18 protein-coding genes are annotated in these 16,972 nt (G+C 62.1%); 5 read left to right on the plus strand and 13 right to left on the minus strand.

The genetic code is table 11. The annotated features are described in order from the left end of the window. Positions 1-8: 8 nt before the first annotated feature. The 4 genes from ETW24_RS10535 to ETW24_RS10550 form a co-directional block, all read right to left on the minus strand. Complete coding sequence (locus ETW24_RS10535) at positions 9-233, minus strand: GTA head formation protein, RCAP_rcc01685 family (protein WP_027259106.1); 225 nt, start codon at positions 231-233, stop codon at positions 9-11. Then, positions 226-1,440, minus strand: a complete 1,215-nt coding sequence (locus ETW24_RS10540; protein ID WP_129371021.1) for a phage portal protein — start codon at positions 1,438-1,440, stop codon at positions 226-228. Before ETW24_RS10540 ends, ETW24_RS10535 begins: the two co-directional genes overlap by 8 nt. A gap of 231 nt (positions 1,441-1,671) precedes the next feature. Then, on the minus strand, positions 1,672-2,958 hold the full coding sequence (locus tag ETW24_RS10545) for a DNA-packaging protein (RefSeq protein WP_129372899.1): 1,287 nt from the start codon (positions 2,956-2,958) through the stop codon (positions 1,672-1,674). Next, on the minus strand, positions 2,951-3,706 hold the full coding sequence (locus ETW24_RS10550) for a hypothetical protein (protein WP_164982729.1): 756 nt from the start codon (positions 3,704-3,706) through the stop codon (positions 2,951-2,953). Before ETW24_RS10550 ends, ETW24_RS10545 begins: the two co-directional genes overlap by 8 nt. On the opposite strand from ETW24_RS10550, the gene ETW24_RS10555 reads away from it, so the two are divergent. Further along, entirely contained in the window at positions 3,705-4,103 is a 399-nt protein-coding gene (locus ETW24_RS10555; RefSeq protein WP_129371023.1) for a hypothetical protein, read from the plus strand. The two genes, ETW24_RS10550 and ETW24_RS10555, sit on opposite strands and share 2 nt — an antisense overlap. Before the next feature lie 139 nt (positions 4,104-4,242). On the opposite strand, the gene mltG is transcribed toward ETW24_RS10555, so the two are convergent. Together mltG and fabF are read right to left on the minus strand one after the other, a co-directional pair. Next, positions 4,243-5,397 (minus strand): endolytic transglycosylase MltG, encoded by a 1,155-nt coding sequence (mltG, locus tag ETW24_RS10560; RefSeq protein WP_129371024.1) that lies wholly within the window; start codon positions 5,395-5,397, stop codon positions 4,243-4,245. Beyond that, a complete protein-coding gene (fabF, locus tag ETW24_RS10565; RefSeq protein WP_129371025.1) occupies positions 5,397-6,662 on the minus strand; it encodes a beta-ketoacyl-ACP synthase II in 1,266 nt (421 codons plus the stop codon). The genes mltG and fabF overlap by 1 nt, the downstream gene beginning before the upstream one ends. Positions 6,663-7,286: 624 nt before the next feature. Here fabF and ETW24_RS10570 point away from each other — a divergent pair. Beyond that, positions 7,287-8,159, plus strand: coding sequence for a PilZ domain-containing protein (locus ETW24_RS10570; RefSeq protein WP_129371026.1), 873 nt, complete (start codon positions 7,287-7,289; stop codon positions 8,157-8,159). Between the two features lie 430 nt (positions 8,160-8,589). After that, positions 8,590-9,405 carry a PilZ domain-containing protein gene (locus tag ETW24_RS10575; protein ID WP_164982730.1) on the plus strand — a complete coding sequence of 272 codons (816 nt, stop codon included), beginning with the start codon at positions 8,590-8,592 and terminating at the stop codon, positions 9,403-9,405. Between the two features lie 114 nt (positions 9,406-9,519). Here ETW24_RS10575 and ETW24_RS10580 read toward each other — a convergent pair whose 3' ends face one another. The 4 genes from ETW24_RS10580 to fabD form a co-directional block, all read right to left on the minus strand. Then, positions 9,520-10,263 (minus strand): HisA/HisF-related TIM barrel protein, encoded by a 744-nt coding sequence (locus ETW24_RS10580; RefSeq protein ID WP_129371028.1) that lies wholly within the window; start codon positions 10,261-10,263, stop codon positions 9,520-9,522. Between the two features lie 241 nt (positions 10,264-10,504). After that, positions 10,505-10,738, minus strand: coding sequence for an acyl carrier protein (locus ETW24_RS10585; protein ID WP_005982462.1), 234 nt, complete (start codon positions 10,736-10,738; stop codon positions 10,505-10,507). A gap of 411 nt (positions 10,739-11,149) precedes the next feature. Next, a complete protein-coding gene (gene fabG / locus ETW24_RS10590) occupies positions 11,150-11,887 on the minus strand; it encodes a 3-oxoacyl-ACP reductase FabG (protein WP_129371029.1) in 738 nt (245 codons plus the stop codon). A gap of 58 nt (positions 11,888-11,945) precedes the next feature. Then, positions 11,946-12,878 (minus strand): ACP S-malonyltransferase, encoded by a 933-nt coding sequence (gene fabD, locus ETW24_RS10595; RefSeq protein ID WP_129371030.1) that lies wholly within the window; start codon positions 12,876-12,878, stop codon positions 11,946-11,948. Positions 12,879-13,054: 176 nt separating this feature from the next. Here fabD and ETW24_RS10600 point away from each other — a divergent pair, with 176 nt between their 5' ends. Continuing rightward, entirely contained in the window at positions 13,055-14,320 is a 1,266-nt protein-coding gene (locus tag ETW24_RS10600) for a cytochrome b/b6 domain-containing protein (RefSeq protein ID WP_129371031.1), read from the plus strand. 161 nt (positions 14,321-14,481) lie between these two features. Here the strand turns inward: ETW24_RS10600 and ETW24_RS10605 are convergent, their stop codons facing one another. The 3 genes from ETW24_RS10605 to ETW24_RS10615 form a co-directional block, all read right to left on the minus strand. Next, positions 14,482-14,805 (minus strand): hypothetical protein, encoded by a 324-nt coding sequence (locus ETW24_RS10605; protein ID WP_129371032.1) that lies wholly within the window; start codon positions 14,803-14,805, stop codon positions 14,482-14,484. A gap of 216 nt (positions 14,806-15,021) precedes the next feature. After that, positions 15,022-15,600 carry a YceI family protein gene (locus tag ETW24_RS10610; protein WP_129371033.1) on the minus strand — a complete coding sequence of 193 codons (579 nt, stop codon included), beginning with the start codon at positions 15,598-15,600 and terminating at the stop codon, positions 15,022-15,024. Positions 15,601-15,749: 149 nt separating this feature from the next. Beyond that, complete coding sequence (locus tag ETW24_RS10615; RefSeq protein ID WP_129371034.1) at positions 15,750-16,283, minus strand: hypothetical protein; 534 nt, start codon at positions 16,281-16,283, stop codon at positions 15,750-15,752. 318 nt (positions 16,284-16,601) lie between these two features. Between ETW24_RS10615 and rpsF the strand changes: the two genes are divergently transcribed. Beyond that, complete coding sequence (rpsF, locus tag ETW24_RS10620) at positions 16,602-16,955, plus strand: 30S ribosomal protein S6 (RefSeq protein WP_027259123.1); 354 nt, start codon at positions 16,602-16,604, stop codon at positions 16,953-16,955. Positions 16,956-16,972: the final 17 nt, after the last annotated feature.

Consider the following 16,972-nt stretch of genomic DNA (forward strand, 5'->3'; position numbering starts at 1 on the left):
TGTTGTTGTTACGGCAGTTGAACCGTCAAGAAGGATTGAAAGGCCTGCGCCAGGATCACCGCGGCAACGCCGTAGACGGTGAGCCAGAGGCGTTTCTCCAGCCGTTCCATCATTTGTTCGATCCGGTCGAGCCGGCGGTTCACCGCCTCGTTCTGGATCTGGGCGACCCGCTCATGGGCGGACAGGCGCAATCCCGGTGAACAATCGAAGGCATGCATCGGGTGCTCAGTCATCCTGTCCGCCCCCCGCTTGCGGCGCGGCGGCGGCTTCTGCGGGCAAACCCAGCAGCTGCCGCTTTTCCGCGGTGCTGAGGAAATCCGCGCCAGACACCCGGCGCCACTGCGCCTCGCGTTCGGCCGCCAAGGCGGGCAATTGATCAAGGTCGGGTTTCAGGGTCAGAACCTCGCCGGTCCAACCGGTAAGCCAATCGGCCAGCGCTGCGGTGACCTTGGCCGCCAAGGGCAGCACGGTCAGCCGGTAAAAGGCGCGGTGGGCCTCTTGATAATTGGCGTAGGTTGCATCGCCGGGAATGCCGAGCAGCATCGGCGGCACCCCGAATGCCAGCGCAATCTCGCGGGCGGCGGTGTCCTTGGTTTTCTGGAATTCCATGTCGGAGGGCGAAAAGCCCATTGGCTTCCAGTCCAGGCCGCCTTCCAGAACCATCGGACGGCCGGCATTTTTGGCGCCCTGAAAGTTTGATTGAATCTCGTCACTTAGGATGCGGAATTGTTCCTCGGACATGCGGCCATGGCCATCCGATCCTGTCCAGACCAGCGCACCGGAGGGACGGGCCGCGTTGTCCAGCAGCGCCTTGGACCAGCGGGAGGCGGCGTTGTGCACATCTATCGCCATTGCCGCCGATTGCAGGGATGAAAGGCCATAGTGGTCGTCCTGCGGGTGGAAGCTTTTGATATGGCAGATCGGGGATTGGGCAGGATCACTGGCAAAGCGGTGCTTGCGCCCGCCCACCACATAATCAAAACCCGCGGGCCAACCGTCCGGCCCCGGCACCACGTTCATCCGGTCGGAGCGCAGCACATGCAGCTCTGCCGGGGCGCTGTTCTCTGTCGTCACCGCCTCAATGTAGGCGTTGCCGGACAGCAGGAGATGGCCATACAGCGCCTCCAGCAGTTCGGCCTGGCCCTGCGCCGGGTTGGGGCGGGCCAGAAGCGCCAGCCAGGGGTGGCTGTCATAGCGCTGGCGGCTGTCCTGCAGCACCAGCGGCACAGCGGCGGCGGCCTCGGCGATCATACGGATCACCCGGTGGCCGACCGGATTGCCGGCAAAACCGCTGCGGGTCAGGGAGACGCTGTCGCGCGGGCTCCAGGCGGTGCGGCCTGCGCCCTGCCAGGAGACCACGCGGGCGGTCTGGCTGGCCTTCTGTTCCAGGGCGGTTTCCGGGGTTTCGGGCTTGTTGCGCCGCAGCAGGTCAAAGACCATTGTCCGCTCCTCATGGTTGCTGTTTCTGGCGCTCTGTGCCGAAGGGCCTGTTGCGCCTTTGCTGAGGATGATTAATGACAGAGAGGCCTGAAGATTTGGCCAGCGGTGCGTACGCAGGGGGCGCAACACCTTGATGTAACCCGTTGTAAAAATTGAAAATGGCAACGTTGCACGCTGCCATTTCCTGGTCTTTCCTTGCCGCAGTTCCCCCAGCCTGCGGCGGGGCTGCGTCTACAAGACCCGCACCTGCGGAAGCTGCAGTTTCGCCGCTGGATGAATGATCAGCTCATGCAAGGCCCAGACCAGCGCATCCAGCCGGTCGGGCGAGCCGCTGCCGCGGTAACCTTGCGGGGTCATCAGGCACATCTGGTCCTCCAGCTCTCCCAGCCCCGGCAGGTGTTTGACGCGGCCCTGCTCATACAGCGCGGCAGCGGGTTCGGCGCGGGCGGACTTGCCTTTGCTTGCGTGCAAGGCGCGGAACGGCACCATGGGGTCGGCCTGGCGCAGCACGGTCTCCACCAAGGCACCGCCCTGATTGACCTCGGCCACAACCCGGTCGGCGCCATGGGTATCGCGGGCGGCAATTGCGGCCTGGGCCCAGGCCAGCGGCCCGACGCCCTGCACGGTGCAATCGGCCAGAACATAGGCGCGCCAGTCCTGCGGCGGGCCCTGGGTGACGGCGCCGGCCACCACGATGCCGCAAGCGTCCGAGGACTTCCCCGAACTGACCGCTGGATCCACCGCCACCACCACCCGGTCGAGCGGCGGTGCCTCTGCCACCTGCGCAGCGACCAGCGCTGCGTTTGTCCAGAGCGCCCCCTGCACATCGGTCAGCATTACCCCGTCCAGTTCCTGCCGCCCCAGACGGGTGCCCGCATAACGCGCGCGCACCTCCTCCAGGAAGGACGGTGCGAGGTTGGCACGGTTGGCCTCGGTCGCGGCGTGGGTCTGCACAGTACTGGGGGCGGCCAGCAGCCGTTTCAGCACCCGCGCATTGCGCGGCGTGGTGGTGACACAGACGCGCGGGTCCTGGCCCAGCCGCAGAGAGAATTGCAGCATGTCCCAGCACTCCTGCCCCTTTTTCCACTTGGCCAGCTCATCCGCCCAGGCGGCATCGAATTGCGGTCCGCGCAGGGCCTCGGGGTCGTGGGCGGAAAACGCCTGTGCCTCGGCGCCGTTGGGCCAGATCAGCTTGCGTTCGGAGGCTTTCCATTTGGGGCGGCGGTCGGGCGGCGAGCAGGCCAGAATGCCGCTGTCGCCATGGATCATCACGTCACGCACCTGGTCATAGGTTTCCGCCACCAGCGCGATGCGCCTTGCGGTGCCAGGATCGTGCGGGCGCGGCCCTTCGGCAAGGGTGCGGATCCATTCGGCCCCTGCCCTAGTCTTGCCGGCACCGCGGCCGCCCAGGATCACCCAGGCACGCCAGCCGCCCGGCGGCGGCCGCTGGTGGTCCAGCGCCCAGAAATCAAAGAGATGCGGCAGCGCGCAGAGTGCTTTACGCTCCAGCTCATTCAAGAACCAGTTCTGGAGCGAGAGCGGAACGCAGGCCAGAAAGTCCGCGCTCGACAGCTGCGCGTGCCGCGACGAGATCGAGTTCATGTTCGGATTTGAGCATGCGGGCGAATTCTGTGCTTTGTTCTGCAAGGAGTCTCTCCACTTTCTGGCAATCGCGGATCAGCTGTTCCAGTTTGCTGACCTGGCTTTTGGCGCCGGTCACTTCATCGGCGCCTTCCGCGTCGAGCTGCTCGCGCAGCTCCTCCGCCTCGTTGCGCAGGCGGTGGATGCTCTCCTGCAGGGATCGCAGGAGATCGGCGGTGTAATGCACTTGCCGCGTCAGCACAGCGGCGCCGTCCTGGTCTGTTGGGTGATCTGTCATGAATTTGTCTGCCTCATGCGTTTTTTGTCCGCACAAGAGAAAGAACGGCGGCCACCGGCGGAGGAGTCCGGGGCCGTCCTTGTTTCTTCCAGCTGCAATACAACCTATACGGGTTTTCATCGGAAAAGTCAAGGGGCATGGCGAGGCATGCGTACGGTAGGTGCGCAACGGGCTGCCGCAAACGCGGGCGGCACACATCCTTCGGCAAAGCAAGCCAAGCCCCCGTAAACGAGCGCGGCATAGGCGGATGCCCATAAATCGGAGGTAATTTAAATGATGTGCATCTTTCGCAAAATCACCCTTTTCGAAATGCAATCCAGGATTGTAGCGTCGACCCTGCACGACGCCGTGCAGAAACGTCATTTTTGATAACGAGGAACCGCACATGGGTTGGACCAATCACCAGATCGCCACCGCACAGGAATCGGCACCTGTCCAGGGGGATGCCGGAAAGATCTTTTATGATGCCACTCTCCACTATGTGAACATTCCGGCAAACGCCACAATTGTGATGTCCGGCGGCCCCAGCGGCGAAGGCCAGACTTCCGTTGACGATGTGGTCAAACTGACCATGACGGACCAAAGCGATCCGGAAAACACCGCAACATATTCACATGACTACAGCAATGGCTGTTCCGGTGTGGTGACGCCGATGCAGCCAGTGGACCTAAGCACGCAGTTCAGCGCGCTGGCTGGAAAAACCGTCAAGGCGACCATTGAATTCTATGATAAATGCGGCGGTTACCAGAGCGGGACGAATTTCTACATCTGTATCTACACGTGACGCCGGCCTGACTTGGGGGCGGCCCCAAGGCTTGCATCAAAAAGGGCGCCCCAAGGGCGCCCTTCCTGCTACCGGATACATCACCGCAGACTGTTTCCCGGCGCGAATTCCGGTGCGAATTCCGGCCCTGGCCTCAGCCTCAGTTGTTCTGCTGCTGGGCTTCGATCTCGCGCCATTTGGCCACATTCCTGTTGTGTTCGTCCAGCGTTTCGGCGAACGCATGGCCGCCGGTGCCATCGGCAACAAAGAACACATAATCCGTGGCTTCAGGGTTCACCGCGGCCTCCAGGCTTTCCATGCCGGGGTTGGCGATCGGGGTCGGCGGCAGGCCTTCGATCACATAGGTGTTCCAGGGGGTGGCCTTGCGCAGCTCGCTTTGTCGCAGACCACGGCCCAGGACACCTTCGCCCTTGGTGACGCCGTAGATCACCGTCGGGTCCGTCTGCAGCCGCATGCCGCGGTTCAGGCGGTTGGTGAAGACCGAGGAGACCACGCCGCGTTCAGAGGCAACGCCGGTCTCCTTCTCGATGATCGAGGCAAGGACCAGCATTTCTTCGGGGCTGCCGACCGCAGCATCTGCGGACCGGCTTTCCCAGGCGGCGTTGATGCGCAGCTGCTGGCGCTCCTGCATCTCAGCCAGAACGGCGGCACGGTCTGTGCCGGTGGTGACCTCATAGCTGTCGGGCGCCAGGAGGCCCTCCCCCGGACGTTCGCCGGGTTCGCCGTTCAGCACATCCATCGCCTTAAGCGCCTCAACCACCTGCCAGCTGGTCACGCCTTCGGCCAGCGCAATCCGGTAACGGGTGTCGGCCTCCTGGCGGGTCTCAGTGTAGGCAGCAGGAACCTCCCCTTCGCCGAGGATGAAGGCGGCCTTTTCCTCGAATTTATTGGTCGCCGGATCCAATTCGCGCACCACGGTCTGGGTACGGGTCACGCCGACGCGGTAGACAATCTCGGTGCCGCAAGTGGAGGCGCCTGAATGGGTGATCCCGTCGATGATCCGCTCCATCGAGGAGCCCGGTTCCAGCAGGAAGCTGCCGGCCTTCAGCTGGCCGGTCTTCTCGCTGTATTTGGCGCCGAGGCGGAAGATGGCGGCGGAGGCAACCGCGCCCTGGGATTCCAGATCGCGGCTGACCCGTGCCATGTTCGAGCCCCGCTCGACGCGCAGGCAGATCGCTGTCTCCAGCGGGCCTTCAGCGGTGTATTGCGATTTGCCCCACAGAATCAGGCCGCCCAGCAGGAACAAAGCCGCAATGAGCACTGTCAGCATGTTGGAGGCGAGGCTGCGCCACATCAGCCGGCCTTTCCGAAGATCACCGAGGCATTGGTGCCGCCAAACCCAAAGGAGTTCGACAGCGCAATCTCAACCTTACGCTCACGTTTGGCGTTGGGGGCCAGATCCACCTGGCTTTCGATGGCGGGGTTGTCCAGATTGATGGTCGGCGGTGCAACCTGATCGCGGATCGCCAGGATCGAGAAGATCGCCTCAATCGCGCCGGCCGCGCCCAAGAGGTGGCCGGTAGCCGATTTGGTCGAAGACATGGTGACATTGGCGGCGTGGTCGCCCAACAGCCGTTCAACCGCACCCAGCTCAATTGTGTCGGCCATGGTCGAAGTGCCATGCGCATTGATATAGTCAATGGCGGACGGCTCCAGGCCCGCGTTTTTCAGCGCCGCCCTCATCGAGCGTTCGCCGCCTTCGCCATTCTCGGACGGCGCGGTGATGTGGTAGGCGTCGCCCGACATGCCATAGCCCAGCACCTCGGCATAGATCTTGGCGCCGCGGGCCTTGGCGTGCTCGTAGTCTTCCAGCACAACGATGCCGGCACCCTCGCCCATGACAAAACCGTCTCGGTCGGCGTCATAGGGGCGCGAGGCCGCTTTAGGGTCGTCGGCGCGTTTGGTGGACAGCGCTTTGCAGGCGTTGAAACCGGCAATGCCGATTTCGCAGATCGCCGCCTCGGCGCCGCCTGCGATCATCACGTCGGCGTCGCCGGATTTGATCAGCCGCGCCGCATCGCCGATGGCGTGGGCGCCGGTCGAACAGGCGGTCACAACCGAATGGTTCGGGCCCTTGAAGCCAAAGCGGATCGACACCTGCCCCGAGATCAGGTTGATCAGCGCACCGGGGATAAAGAAGGGGGACACCCGGCGGGGGCCTTTTTCCTTGATCATCACGGCGGTGTCCGCAATCGACGACAACCCGCCAATACCAGAACCGATCATCACGCCGGTGCGCAGGCGGCTTTCTTCATCCTCGGGCGTCCAGCCGGCGTCCCGCACAGCCATATCCGCAGCAGCAATGCCATAAAGAATGAAGTCGTCTATCTTCTTCTGGTCTTTCTTGATGACCCAGTCATCCGCGTTGAATGTTCCCTCGGAGCCGTCGCCGCGCGGCACCTCACAGGCATATGTGGTGGATACACCGCTGGCTTCGGCGTCAAACAGGGTGATCGGGCCCGCGCCCGACTGGCCGTCCAGCAACCGGGACCAGGTTTCTTCGACTCCGCTGGCCAGCGGGGTGACCAGGCCCAGTCCGGTGACAACTACTCGACGCATTCCTTGCTCTCCTTTGCCTCGGCAATCCGTCCGTTCAAATAGCTTGGAATGGCGGCTGGGTGCAAGAGCGGGCTGATCTCCAGTGCCGCCGCGCGCACTGTGCATTTCACGGAGAAATTGCGGGAGTGGAGTTTATTGTTAACCAATACCCCTTAGGTTGATAGCACGATGATGACAGAACTCGGCATCCGTCCTCGTGGATTGCCAAAACCGGGCTGGAGGTCTGGGCCAATTTTCCTCCAGCCCGTCTTTTTTTCCCAACTATGCTGACAGCACATTGCTTATGCTCGTTTCACCGGCCATCCGGCCCTGACTTACTTGCTGCCTCTGCCCCGCCGGTTTCCATGTTGCTGTCCCGGTGTTGCCAGCCGCGGCTCAGATCCAGGCGCCGGCCAGCCGACAGAGACCGGCAAATTTCCGCCACTGGAAAATCAAATCCAAGGCCGGCGGAAACTTAGTTTCGAGGCGCCTCTGGTATCTGGAGCATCCCTGCGGCTACTGCCTGCGCCCTGTGCGCAGTGCCCTGTGCAGCCTGGACAGCCCCAAAAAGCCGCCTGCGTTAACGGCACATTTGGATTTATACGTCATTCTTTCAGTCCAAAGGCAAAAAGGAACGGCCCCGCCATGCGCAATTGGCTCCCGCTAACTGCATTTTTACTGGTGATTGGACTGCTGCCGGAACGCGCAGCCGCCAGTTGCACTGTGCATCAGGAACTGTCGAACCTGCACCGGGCGTCCAAGGGGTTTCTCGCCTATCTCAGCTCCGGCCAGAATGCCTTTTATGTGCAGCATCTGCGCAGCTGGATCAGCACAAACCCGCCCGCGCCGATGCGGCAGCGGATGAACGCGGTTGGCATTCAATCCGTCGCTGCCGGCATGCAGGAGCTTTTACAGCAGCAGCAGGTCCTGCTGAAAATCCTCTCCAGCCAGGGCCGGGCTGCCGCGCTTGAAACCGCGCGCCATATGGGCACCCCGGTGCTGACGTCGGAATTCGGAACCCGTGTCGAAGCTTTGCCCTGCGACCAGGTGAAGGAAAGCGGCAATGGCAGCAAGCTGGTTGCCGTGGCTGCGGGCGATGCACGGCAGAGCCAGCAAATCAGAAATGCCGCAATTGCCTGGCTGTCGTTTCTGGTTCTGGGCGGCAGTGCGCTGTATTTCCTGGACCGGATCGGCATCCGCAAAATCCGCCGCACAAAACGCTACCCCTGCGCAGTGCCTTGCGTCTTGCAGGCGGGCGGGCGGACAGTCCAAGCTCATCTGGTCGATCTGAGCCGGGCCGGCGCCAAGGTGCGCCCCGACAGCCCTTGCGAAGTGTCTGGGCGGGTGACCCTCGATTTCGGCGGATACACAATGGATGCCCAGGTCCGCTGGCAAACCCCCGGCTATTGCGGCGTCCAATTCTCCAAGGATTTCAACTTCATGCAATTGCACCGCCTGCTGGAGGCCTTCCCGCTTCAGGGCGACGGCCTGCGCGAAGAAGTGCGGCTCGGAATATAACAGCCGTTCGGCGTGCTAAAGAATCCGACGGGTCCAGCACAAAAACTTTGCAATTCAACTGCCCTTCCAAATGAAACCGGCTGGAAAAGACGCGCGAATCCGGCATGTTCCGCACCGCCTTGCCAGGCGGCAGGCGCGTTGCGTGTCTTTTCAGTTCCAAAATCACCGGCCAATGCCACAAACCATGATGTGCAACTCCGGACGGTGTTGCCGGTTTTGCGGTGAATTATACACCCGCATAGAGGGTGTTAACGGTATCCAATTATCCATTGGGTGGTTCTACTGCATCCAACACCGCGACTGCATTTCCACTCATGACCGGAAGGGTCCTGCATTGAGACACTGGCCATTGATTATCGCTCTATCGATTGCCCCGGCTGTGGTTTGCGGCAGTGCAGGCATGGCTGCCGCATCCTCCAGGGCGACCTGCATGCTGCAATCGGATCTCGCGCTTATGCGGCATGAGATGCGTGAGTTCCTGGATTATTTGCGGACCGGGCAACAGAACGGCCAGGCCAGGAAGCTGCGCCACTGGATGGCCGACCACCCGGCCGTGCCGCTGCGCATGCGGATGCGCAGGTCAGGCATGGGGGCCTATGAGCCGCTTGCCATGAGGTTGATTACACAACAAAAAGGCCTTCTCGAAGTATACCGTATCCATGGACGGGAACGGGCGGAGGTCAGTGCGCGGCGGCTGGGCGCACGGGCCTTGCTGGAGGATTTATCCAGACAGATCGTTTCTTTGCCCTGCGATTTCGTACCGAAGGACATGCAAACCGGTCAGGCACAGGCAAGCCTCGGCCCATTTCTGCCATACCGGCGGAGGACCGCTATTGCCAGTTCTCTCTTAGCTCTGCTTCTCTGCGGCGCCGGCCTGTTTTTGGCAGAGCGGGTCACGCGCAAACGCTTGCGGCTAAGGCGCCGTTACCATTGCTCTTTGCCGTGCACCCTGCACTGCCGCCAGCGCCGGTTCCCTGCAAAAATTGTGGACATCAGCCGGGTGGGTGCAAAAATCCGGGTGCTGGAGCAACCGCAGGAACCGCGTGAACCGCCGTTCAATATCAAAGAGGGTGTCATCGCCTCGGTGCCCGGTGTGGCGTCTTTTGACGCACAGATTCTGTGGCAAAACGCCGACTATTTCGGCATCAAATTCAACGCCAAACTGCTGCGTGCCGATTTGAAAGCCTTGCTCAACTCAAATCAACAGGATCAGGAACAACCGGAACCCGCCGCCAAGGAAGCATGATCCAGCAGCGTGCTGTCGGCCGTCCGGATCCCTGCCTTCAGTTCCGCGCGTTTCGGGGGATGGCCGCAACTGGGGCAAAAAAACGCCTGCGGACCAAAATCCGCAGGCATTGATTTATTGGAACTCGGCTACCGGCTCGGGTTCGGGCCGGGCGACTTCCAGAACTTCCTCGACAGTCACTGTTTTGCGGAACAGCGCCCTGCCAATCATCGCACCGGAAATATTGTAGATGTATTTCAGGCGCGAAACATCATCCGAGCTGCGCACAACACCATTGGCGATCACCGGCGTGCGGGACTTTTCCGCGAGGGCGGAAATCAGGCCAAGCTGAGCTTCGAGATCCGACATGTCGCTGTCGATATCGGTGACAATGATTCCCGCCAGCGGCGCGGAATCAAACGCCGCGATAAAGTCCTCGGGCGAGATTGCGCCGGACTGGCGCCAGCCATCGGTCATCACCTGGCCCTGGTATACATCCACGGCCAGCACGATCTGGTCCGGGTGGTGTTTGGCCAGTTCCTGAACCAGCTGCGGATCGCGCGCGGCCAGCGTGCCGATCACGACACGCCCTGCGCCTTTGTCGATCCAATGCTCGGCATGCTCGCGCGAGCGGATACCGCCGCCCAGCTGCACCGGAATGCCGGCGCCGCGGATGATGTCGCAGATCAGCTCCTCATTGCAGTGATCGCCTTCAATTGCGTTGAAGTCGGTCACATGCATCCATTCCGCCCCGGCGGCCGCAAAGCTCTTGGCGGTTTCCACCGGATCCACATGCCAGATCATCGGCTCATCCAGGCGGCCCTTTTCGAGGCTCACGCAGCGGCCGTTCTGAATCTCCATAGTGGGGTAAATCATCATGATGCCTATCTCCTAAGTTTTGCCTCTTGCACAGAGATTAGCACGGAACGCCGCCGCCGGAATGCCGTATCATGACGATTTATGGAACAATTGCGGCGCAGCGGAGCCACCGCTTGATAGCGCAAACAAACACCCCGCAATATTTCCGGAAAAATGGGAATCAGGACCCAGCCGGACAAACGAAAACGGCGCCTTCCCCGATGGGAAGACGCCGCTGGGTCCGGTTCTCCGGAAGCGTGGCTTAGGACGCTTCGGAGATGAATTTGACCGCGTCGCCGAAGGTCTGGATGGTTTCGGCTGCGTCGTCCGGGATCTCGATGCCGAACTCTTCTTCAAACGCCATCACCAGTTCCACGGTGTCCAGGCTGTCTGCGCCCAGATCGTCAATGAAGGAAGCGTTTTCGGTGACCTTGTCTTCTTCTACACCCAGGTGCTCAACAACGATCTTTTTTACGCGGTCTGCGACGTCGCTCATGTCTATTCCTCGTCTTTCAGGGCACTCTGCCCAGTTCTGCCCTTGCCCGTTCGGGCGGCGTGGTTATTGCCCGGAGCGGGCGTTGGTATCCCCGCCGGGCGGGGACAGTGCGGCGGCTCCCTTGGGGAAACACCAGTACAGATATGCGCCGCCTATAACATAGACCGCGGCCAAGGCAAACGGTTTCGCTTGGTCACAGCAGCCAGGGCCAGACGGCTTCTGGCGGCTATGAAGGGTGCAGATGGCCCCGTAATCAAGTGCTTGCAAGAGGCGCACAGCAAATTTTTCGCAAATCCGTCCCTTTTCAACTGCTTGGCAGCGAAACCTGCACTGTTCCTGCGGCCCGGTCGGGCCGGGGCAGACATTGAAAATCCCTGCAGACAGGCTGCAGGGCACAGGTTGGCGCGGGGCTTAGATCATTGCCATGCCGCCATTGACGTGCAGCGTGGTGCCGGTGACATAACCCGCTTCCTGGCTGGCCAGATACAGAACGGCTGAGGCGATTTCTTTCGATTCCCCCATGCGGCCGGCCGGGATCTGCGTCAGGATCGCGTCTTTCTGGCTTTCGTTCAGCTTGTCGGTCATCGCAGTAGCGATAAAACCCGGCGCCACCGCGTTCACGGTGATGCCGCGATTGGCGATCTCATAGGCCAGCGATTTGGACATGCCGACCATGCCGGCCTTAGATGCCGCATAGTTGGCCTGGCCCGGGTTGCCGGTGGCGCCCACGACCGAGGAGATGTTGATGATGCGGCCCCAGCGCGCCTTCATCATGCCGCGCAACACACCGCGGCAGAGCCGCATGGTGGAGGTGAGGTTCACGTTCAGAACGCTCTCCCATTCCTCGTCTTTCATGCGCATGAACAGGTTGTCACGGGTGATGCCCGCGTTGTTCACCAGAATGTCGACCGAGCCCATGGCGGCAGCCGCCTGTTTCGGCAGTGCCTCGACAGGCTCTGCATCCGACAGGTTGCAGGTGAGCACATGGGCGCGCGCGCCCAGTTCCTCGGCCAATGCCTTCAGCGGCTCTTCACGGGTGCCGGACAGGGCAACGGTGGCGCCTGCGGAATGCAGAGCGCGGGCGATGTCGCCGCCGATGCCGCCCGAAGCGCCGGTCACAAGGGCGTTCTTGCCAGTCAGATCAAACATTTTCTTGTCCTTTATATCAAAGGCCGGCGCGGCACGGGCGCGCGCCGGCTAAATTCCTTTATGCTTCGGAGGCAGCCTTGGCGTCTTCGGGGGCGCCCACCTGGCGGCAAACCAGCGCACGGTCGATCTTGCGGATCATGCCGGACAGGGCTTTGCCCGCACCGATTTCCCAGAATTCGGTCACACCATTGGAGGCCATAACCTGAACGCTTTCGCGCCAGCGCACCGAGCCGGTCACCTGCTCCACCAGCAGGGCGCGGATTTCATCGGGGCTGGTCACTGCGTCTGCCCGCACATTGGCGATCAGCGGCACGGCCGGGGATTTGATGTCCACACCAGCCAGCGCTTCGGCCATAGCGTCAGCCGCGGGCTGCATCAGGGCGCAGTGGAACGGGGCGCTGACCGGCAGCATCACCGCACGTTTGGCCCCCTTCTCCTTGGCGATCACCGCGGCGCGTTCAACCGCTGCCTTGGTTCCGGAGACCACCACCTGGGCCGGGTCATTGTCGTTGGCCGCCTGGCAAACCTCGCCTTGCGCGGCCTCCTCTGCCACGGCGCGCACGGCCTCAAGATCCAAGCCCAGGATCGCGGCCATGGCGCCCTCGCCCACCGGAACCGCGCTTTGCATCGCGAGACCGCGGGTGCGCAGGAGGCGCGCAGTGTCAGCCACCGAAATCGACCCCGCCGAAGCCAGCGCCGAATATTCGCCCAGGGAATGGCCGGCCACAAAGGAGGCCTTGCCGACGGTGACGCCTTCGGCTTCCAAGGCGCGCATGGCGGCCATCGAGGTGGCCATCAGCGCGGGCTGCGCGTTCTGGGTCAGGGTCAGGGTTTCAATATCGCCCTCCCAGATCAGCTGGCTCAGGCTTTCACCCAAAGCATCGTCCACCTCATCAAAGATGGCTTTGGCAGCCGGATAAGCCTCGGCCAGCGCCTTGCCCATACCGATGGTCTGGGCACCCTGTCCCGGGAACACAAATGCGATCGTCATTGAAGACCTCGTCTGTTTTAACGTTTTGCCTGATTTAGCGGGCCTTTCCCCTGCGTACAAGCAAAGCCGCACATTGCGCACCAAAGCTGTGCACCGGCTGACAATTCCTGCCGTTGCAACGCAGCCCGTCGCGGTTAGGTTAGAGCCACCGGAATTTGACAAGGAAAAGCGCGCCAATGTCCCGTGCCAACACGTTCACCTCTTACGGCAGTGTCGCCAAAACATTTCACTGGCTGACCGCCCTGCTGATTTTCTCGGCCTTTCCGCTGGGGTATGTCGCCAATGAGCTGGCGCATGAGATCCAAAGCCCCGGCTTTGACGGCAGCCAGGCGGTGATTGCACGGGCAACGCTGCTGTTCTCATTGCATAAGACAGTGGGGGTTGCGGTGTTCTTTACCGCGCTGCTGCGGATCCTGTGGGCGCTGAGCCAGCCGAAACCCGGCCTGCTGCATCCCGATCGCAAGGCGGAGGCGCTGGCGGCGGAAATGGTGCATTGGCTTTTGTACGGCTCGCTGGTGGCAGTGCCGCTGTCGGGGTGGATCCATCACGCCGCGACCACCGGTTTTGCGCCGATCTGGTGGCCGTTCGGGCAGAACCTGCCGTTTGTGCCGAAGTCCGACCACGCGGCGGATTTTTTCGGCGGCTTGCATTGGGTTCTGGTCTGGACATTGGCCGCTTCCCTGGGCCTGCATATTGCCGGGGCGCTGAAGCATCATGTGATTGACCGCGACGCCACGTTGCGCCGGATGCTGCCGGGCAGCAGCGATCAGCCGCAGCCACCCGCGCAATCCCACAGCCTGATGCCGGTGCTGGCAGCGCTGGCGGTCTGGGCCGGTGCCCTGGGCGGCGGCGCGGTGATTGGTGTCTTTGGCGGTCATGACCACAGTCACGGGAACGCGCAGGATCACAGCACGGAAGGCACCGTGGCTCCTGTTTTGGCAGTGGACCCTGCGGCCAGGGGCGGCTGGGCGGTGCAGTCCGGCACTTTGGGCCTGTCCGTCACCCAGATGGGCAGCGTCATTTCGGGCAGTTTCAGCGAGTGGACTGCGGTGATCAACTTTGAGGACCCCGCGGCCCCGGGTCCGGCAGGTGATGTGGAGGTGACAGTGTCGATCCCGTCTCTGGAATTGGGATCGGTTGCCGGTCAGGCGATGGGCGCCGATTACTTTGACAGCGCGAATTTCCCAACTGCCCTGTTCAAGGCGGATATCGAAAAGCTGGCCGAGGGGTATCAGGCGGCGGGTACCCTGACCATCAAGGGTCAGACGGTGCCGGCCACCCTGCCCTTCAGCCTGGACCTGCAGGGAGACACGGCAATGATGGCCGGAACGCTGACGCTGAACCGGCTCGATTTCGGCATTGGAAAAAGCCTGCCGGATGAAACTTCGCTGGGGTTTGCCGTGGAGGTGCCGGTGGAGCTGGTGGCCAAACGGGCAGAGTGATCCGGGCGCCGGCTGATCCGGGGCCGGAGCCCTCCCGCGCCTGCGGGTGATCAGCGGGCTGATCCCCCTGGCGGGCTTGGGCCGGGCGCCGCGCTGACGCGCGGCGCTGTGCCGTTTCAGCCGGTCTGTTTCTGCGCAACAGGTTTTACCGCATCCGGATGTCAGTGACGGTGCCGGTAATAGCCGCCGTGGCGTGTCCGGTGGCGGTGTATGCCGCGGTCATGGTTCCTGTGGCGGCCCGCATAATGGCCGCGGCCGCGATGGGGCCGGTAGTAGGTGCGCGGCTGATAGGAATGCGTGTAGCCGCGGTGGCGGTCATTGCGGTCATTCAGGTTCTTGGCAATAAGACCCAGAGCAATCAGCCCGGCAATGGCGCGGGCCGTATCACGGCCTGAATCATGAGCGGCAACAGGCGTTGTGAACGCCAGATTGGCAGCGAGGGCCAGTGCTGCACCGGCTGATAGGATGTAGCCTAGGCGAAACATGATGCCTCCTTTCTTAAGCGGCCGGAGGGGCCGGTTACAGCCTGCCGCAGCCGCCAGGAGAACACCAATGAACTTCTGTCACGCTTTGGCGAGGGGGCGGCGCCGGTTCCAACGCCGGATCTGTATCCGGGCTAGAAGACGGGTTGGTGGCCGGGCAGCAAAAAACCGCCAGCCCCGTAGGAGCTGGCGGCAATTCTTTCAAAGCAGAGGCTTAACTTAGCTGTCGGCCTTCATTGCTTCGATCGAGATCTTGATGTTCACCTCGTCGCTGATGAAGGGGGCGAACTGACCCAGGTTATAATCCGAACGCAGAACCGAGGCGGTTGCATCAAAACCGGCCCAGGGCTTTTTCGCCATTGGGTGGTCGCCGGCCTGGTTCAGCTTGGCGTCCAGCACCACCGGTTTGGTCACGCCGTTCAGGGTCAGATCACCGCTGATCTTCGCGGTATTTTCACCGGTCACTTCGATTGCGGTGGAAGTGAAGCTGACAGTTTCGTCTTCGGTCGCGTCAAAGAAATCCTTGGTCATGAAGTGGTCGAAACGGGCCTGCCAGCCGGTGAACATCATGCTGAGCGGCATGGACACCGAAACACTGGAGCCTGCCGGATCTTCCTGGTCGAACATGATCTCGCCTTCAAAGCCGGAGAACAGGCCGTAGGTGGTCGAGTAGCCCAGGTGGTTGTAATCAAACAAGATCTGGCTGTGGCTGGAATCCAGCACATATTTTTCCGGGGCGGCGGCAGCGCCGGTTGCAGCAGCAGCAGCCAGAGCGGCAGCAATCAGGGTCGTTTTCATGGGAAAAGCTCCGTCAGAATAAATCATGAGGCAACAGATGCGGCGCACGCCCCCAAAAGGGAAGCCCGCAAAAACCAACATTACCTGTGAACCGGCGAACACAAAACCCGCCGGGCAGGCCGGCGGATTTTCCTCGCGCAAACGTGAAGTCAGGTCAGGATCCGCACCGCACCGCTGAGCTGGTCGCGCAGCTGGCTGCGCATTGCGGCGGAACCGATGGGCAGCTCGATCAGCAGGCTGCCGTCTGTTTCATACAATTGCACCGACACCGCCGTCAGCCGCGCCCCGCCCAGGGTGTCATAGCTGCGGCGCAGAACAGTGCGCGGGCTGCCCCGGCTGCCGGCTTGCAGCACCCGCAGCTCGCGGCGTACCGGATCAAAGCACGCCTCGGGCCGGTTGCCGGGGTCATGCGCCGTCATCAGCACCAGCCCGATCAGCAGAAACACCACCGAAATACCGATCCGGATCAGGTTCATGTCCGGATCAGCGCCAGCGCCCGGAACCAGCCACAGCCCGGTGGAGCTGAGGATCATTGCCGCCCCCAGCACCCGCAGCAGAGCAACGCGCAGCTTCCAGTTTGCCTCCAGACGCAAGCTCAGCGGCACTGCGCGTGCCACAGCGCCAAAAGCATTGGCCACCGGGGCGCGGGTTAACTGCGGCGGGGTTTGATCTGTCACTGCCATTGGACTGCCCTTTCTGAAGCTGGCCCTTCTTAAGCTGCCCCTGCCGGATGCGCCGGCGCCGCGGCTGCTCCCCGCGTCAAGGCTTCGTTAATCAGTGAAGGCCGGTTTTGGGGCATCAATACGGCGGGCTTGCGGTATTGCGGCGGCGGCAGCGGCCGGCGGCGTGAAACCGCCCTTTTGCCTTGCTCTTTCAGCCGCAGCCTGTATAGGAGGCCCTGCTTCCGCGACATTTTCGATCCGCGCAGCCTCTCGTGACCGGGCAGCGGAAGCTTTGATGCCCGTTCTATGAAATGCGCCTAGACACAAACAGGAGTTCGCATGCCACTCTATGAGCATGTCATGATTGCGCGTCAGGACCTGTCCAACTCGCAAGCTGAAGGCCTCATCGAACATTTCGGTGCTGTTCTGTCCGACAACGGCGGCAAGCTGGTCGAGCAGGAGTACTGGGGCGTCAAAACGATGGCCTACAAGATCAACAAGAACCGCAAGGGGCATTACTCCTTCCTGAAGACTGACGCCTCTGCCGGCGCCATTCAGGAAATGGAACGCCTGATGCGTCTGCATGACGACGTGATGCGCGTCCTGACCATCAAGGTCGACGAGCACAAGGAAGGCCCCTCGGTCCAGATGCAGAAACGCGATGAACGCGACACCCGTCGCGAGCGCCGCTGATCTTAGCTTGAGAAAAG

The sequence above is a fragment of the Leisingera sp. NJS204 genome (genome assembly GCF_004123675.1).
Classification (GTDB): domain Bacteria; phylum Pseudomonadota; class Alphaproteobacteria; order Rhodobacterales; family Rhodobacteraceae; genus Leisingera.

What these genes read in the sequence shown, in the direction of transcription:
- ETW24_RS10610 (WP_129371033.1), bottom strand. Translation starts at nt 15,600, where the DNA reads ATGAAAACGACCCTGATTGCTGCCGCTCTGGCTGCTGCTGCTGCAACC.
- ETW24_RS10535 (WP_027259106.1), bottom strand. Translation starts at nt 233, where the DNA reads ATGACTGAGCACCCGATGCATGCCTTCGATTGTTCACCGGGATTGCGC.
- mltG (WP_129371024.1), bottom strand. Translation starts at nt 5,397, where the DNA reads ATGTGGCGCAGCCTCGCCTCCAACATGCTGACAGTGCTCATTGCGGCT.
- ETW24_RS10570 (WP_129371026.1), top strand. Translation starts at nt 7,287, where the DNA reads ATGCGCAATTGGCTCCCGCTAACTGCATTTTTACTGGTGATTGGACTG.
- ETW24_RS10600 (WP_129371031.1), top strand. Translation starts at nt 13,055, where the DNA reads ATGTCCCGTGCCAACACGTTCACCTCTTACGGCAGTGTCGCCAAAACA.
- fabD (WP_129371030.1), bottom strand. Translation starts at nt 12,878, where the DNA reads ATGACGATCGCATTTGTGTTCCCGGGACAGGGTGCCCAGACCATCGGT.
- ETW24_RS10540 (WP_129371021.1), bottom strand. Translation starts at nt 1,440, where the DNA reads ATGGTCTTTGACCTGCTGCGGCGCAACAAGCCCGAAACCCCGGAAACC.
- ETW24_RS10580 (WP_129371028.1), bottom strand. Translation starts at nt 10,263, where the DNA reads ATGATGATTTACCCCACTATGGAGATTCAGAACGGCCGCTGCGTGAGC.
- fabG (WP_129371029.1), bottom strand. Translation starts at nt 11,887, where the DNA reads ATGTTTGATCTGACTGGCAAGAACGCCCTTGTGACCGGCGCTTCGGGC.
- ETW24_RS10550 (WP_164982729.1), bottom strand. Translation starts at nt 3,706, where the DNA reads ATGTGCGGTTCCTCGTTATCAAAAATGACGTTTCTGCACGGCGTCGTG.
- ETW24_RS10585 (WP_005982462.1), bottom strand. Translation starts at nt 10,738, where the DNA reads ATGAGCGACGTCGCAGACCGCGTAAAAAAGATCGTTGTTGAGCACCTG.
- ETW24_RS10615 (WP_129371034.1), bottom strand. Translation starts at nt 16,283, where the DNA reads ATGGCAGTGACAGATCAAACCCCGCCGCAGTTAACCCGCGCCCCGGTG.
- rpsF (WP_027259123.1), top strand. Translation starts at nt 16,602, where the DNA reads ATGCCACTCTATGAGCATGTCATGATTGCGCGTCAGGACCTGTCCAAC.
- ETW24_RS10605 (WP_129371032.1), bottom strand. Translation starts at nt 14,805, where the DNA reads ATGTTTCGCCTAGGCTACATCCTATCAGCCGGTGCAGCACTGGCCCTC.
- fabF (WP_129371025.1), bottom strand. Translation starts at nt 6,662, where the DNA reads ATGCGTCGAGTAGTTGTCACCGGACTGGGCCTGGTCACCCCGCTGGCC.
- ETW24_RS10575 (WP_164982730.1), top strand. Translation starts at nt 8,590, where the DNA reads ATGCTGCAATCGGATCTCGCGCTTATGCGGCATGAGATGCGTGAGTTC.
- ETW24_RS10555 (WP_129371023.1), top strand. Translation starts at nt 3,705, where the DNA reads ATGGGTTGGACCAATCACCAGATCGCCACCGCACAGGAATCGGCACCT.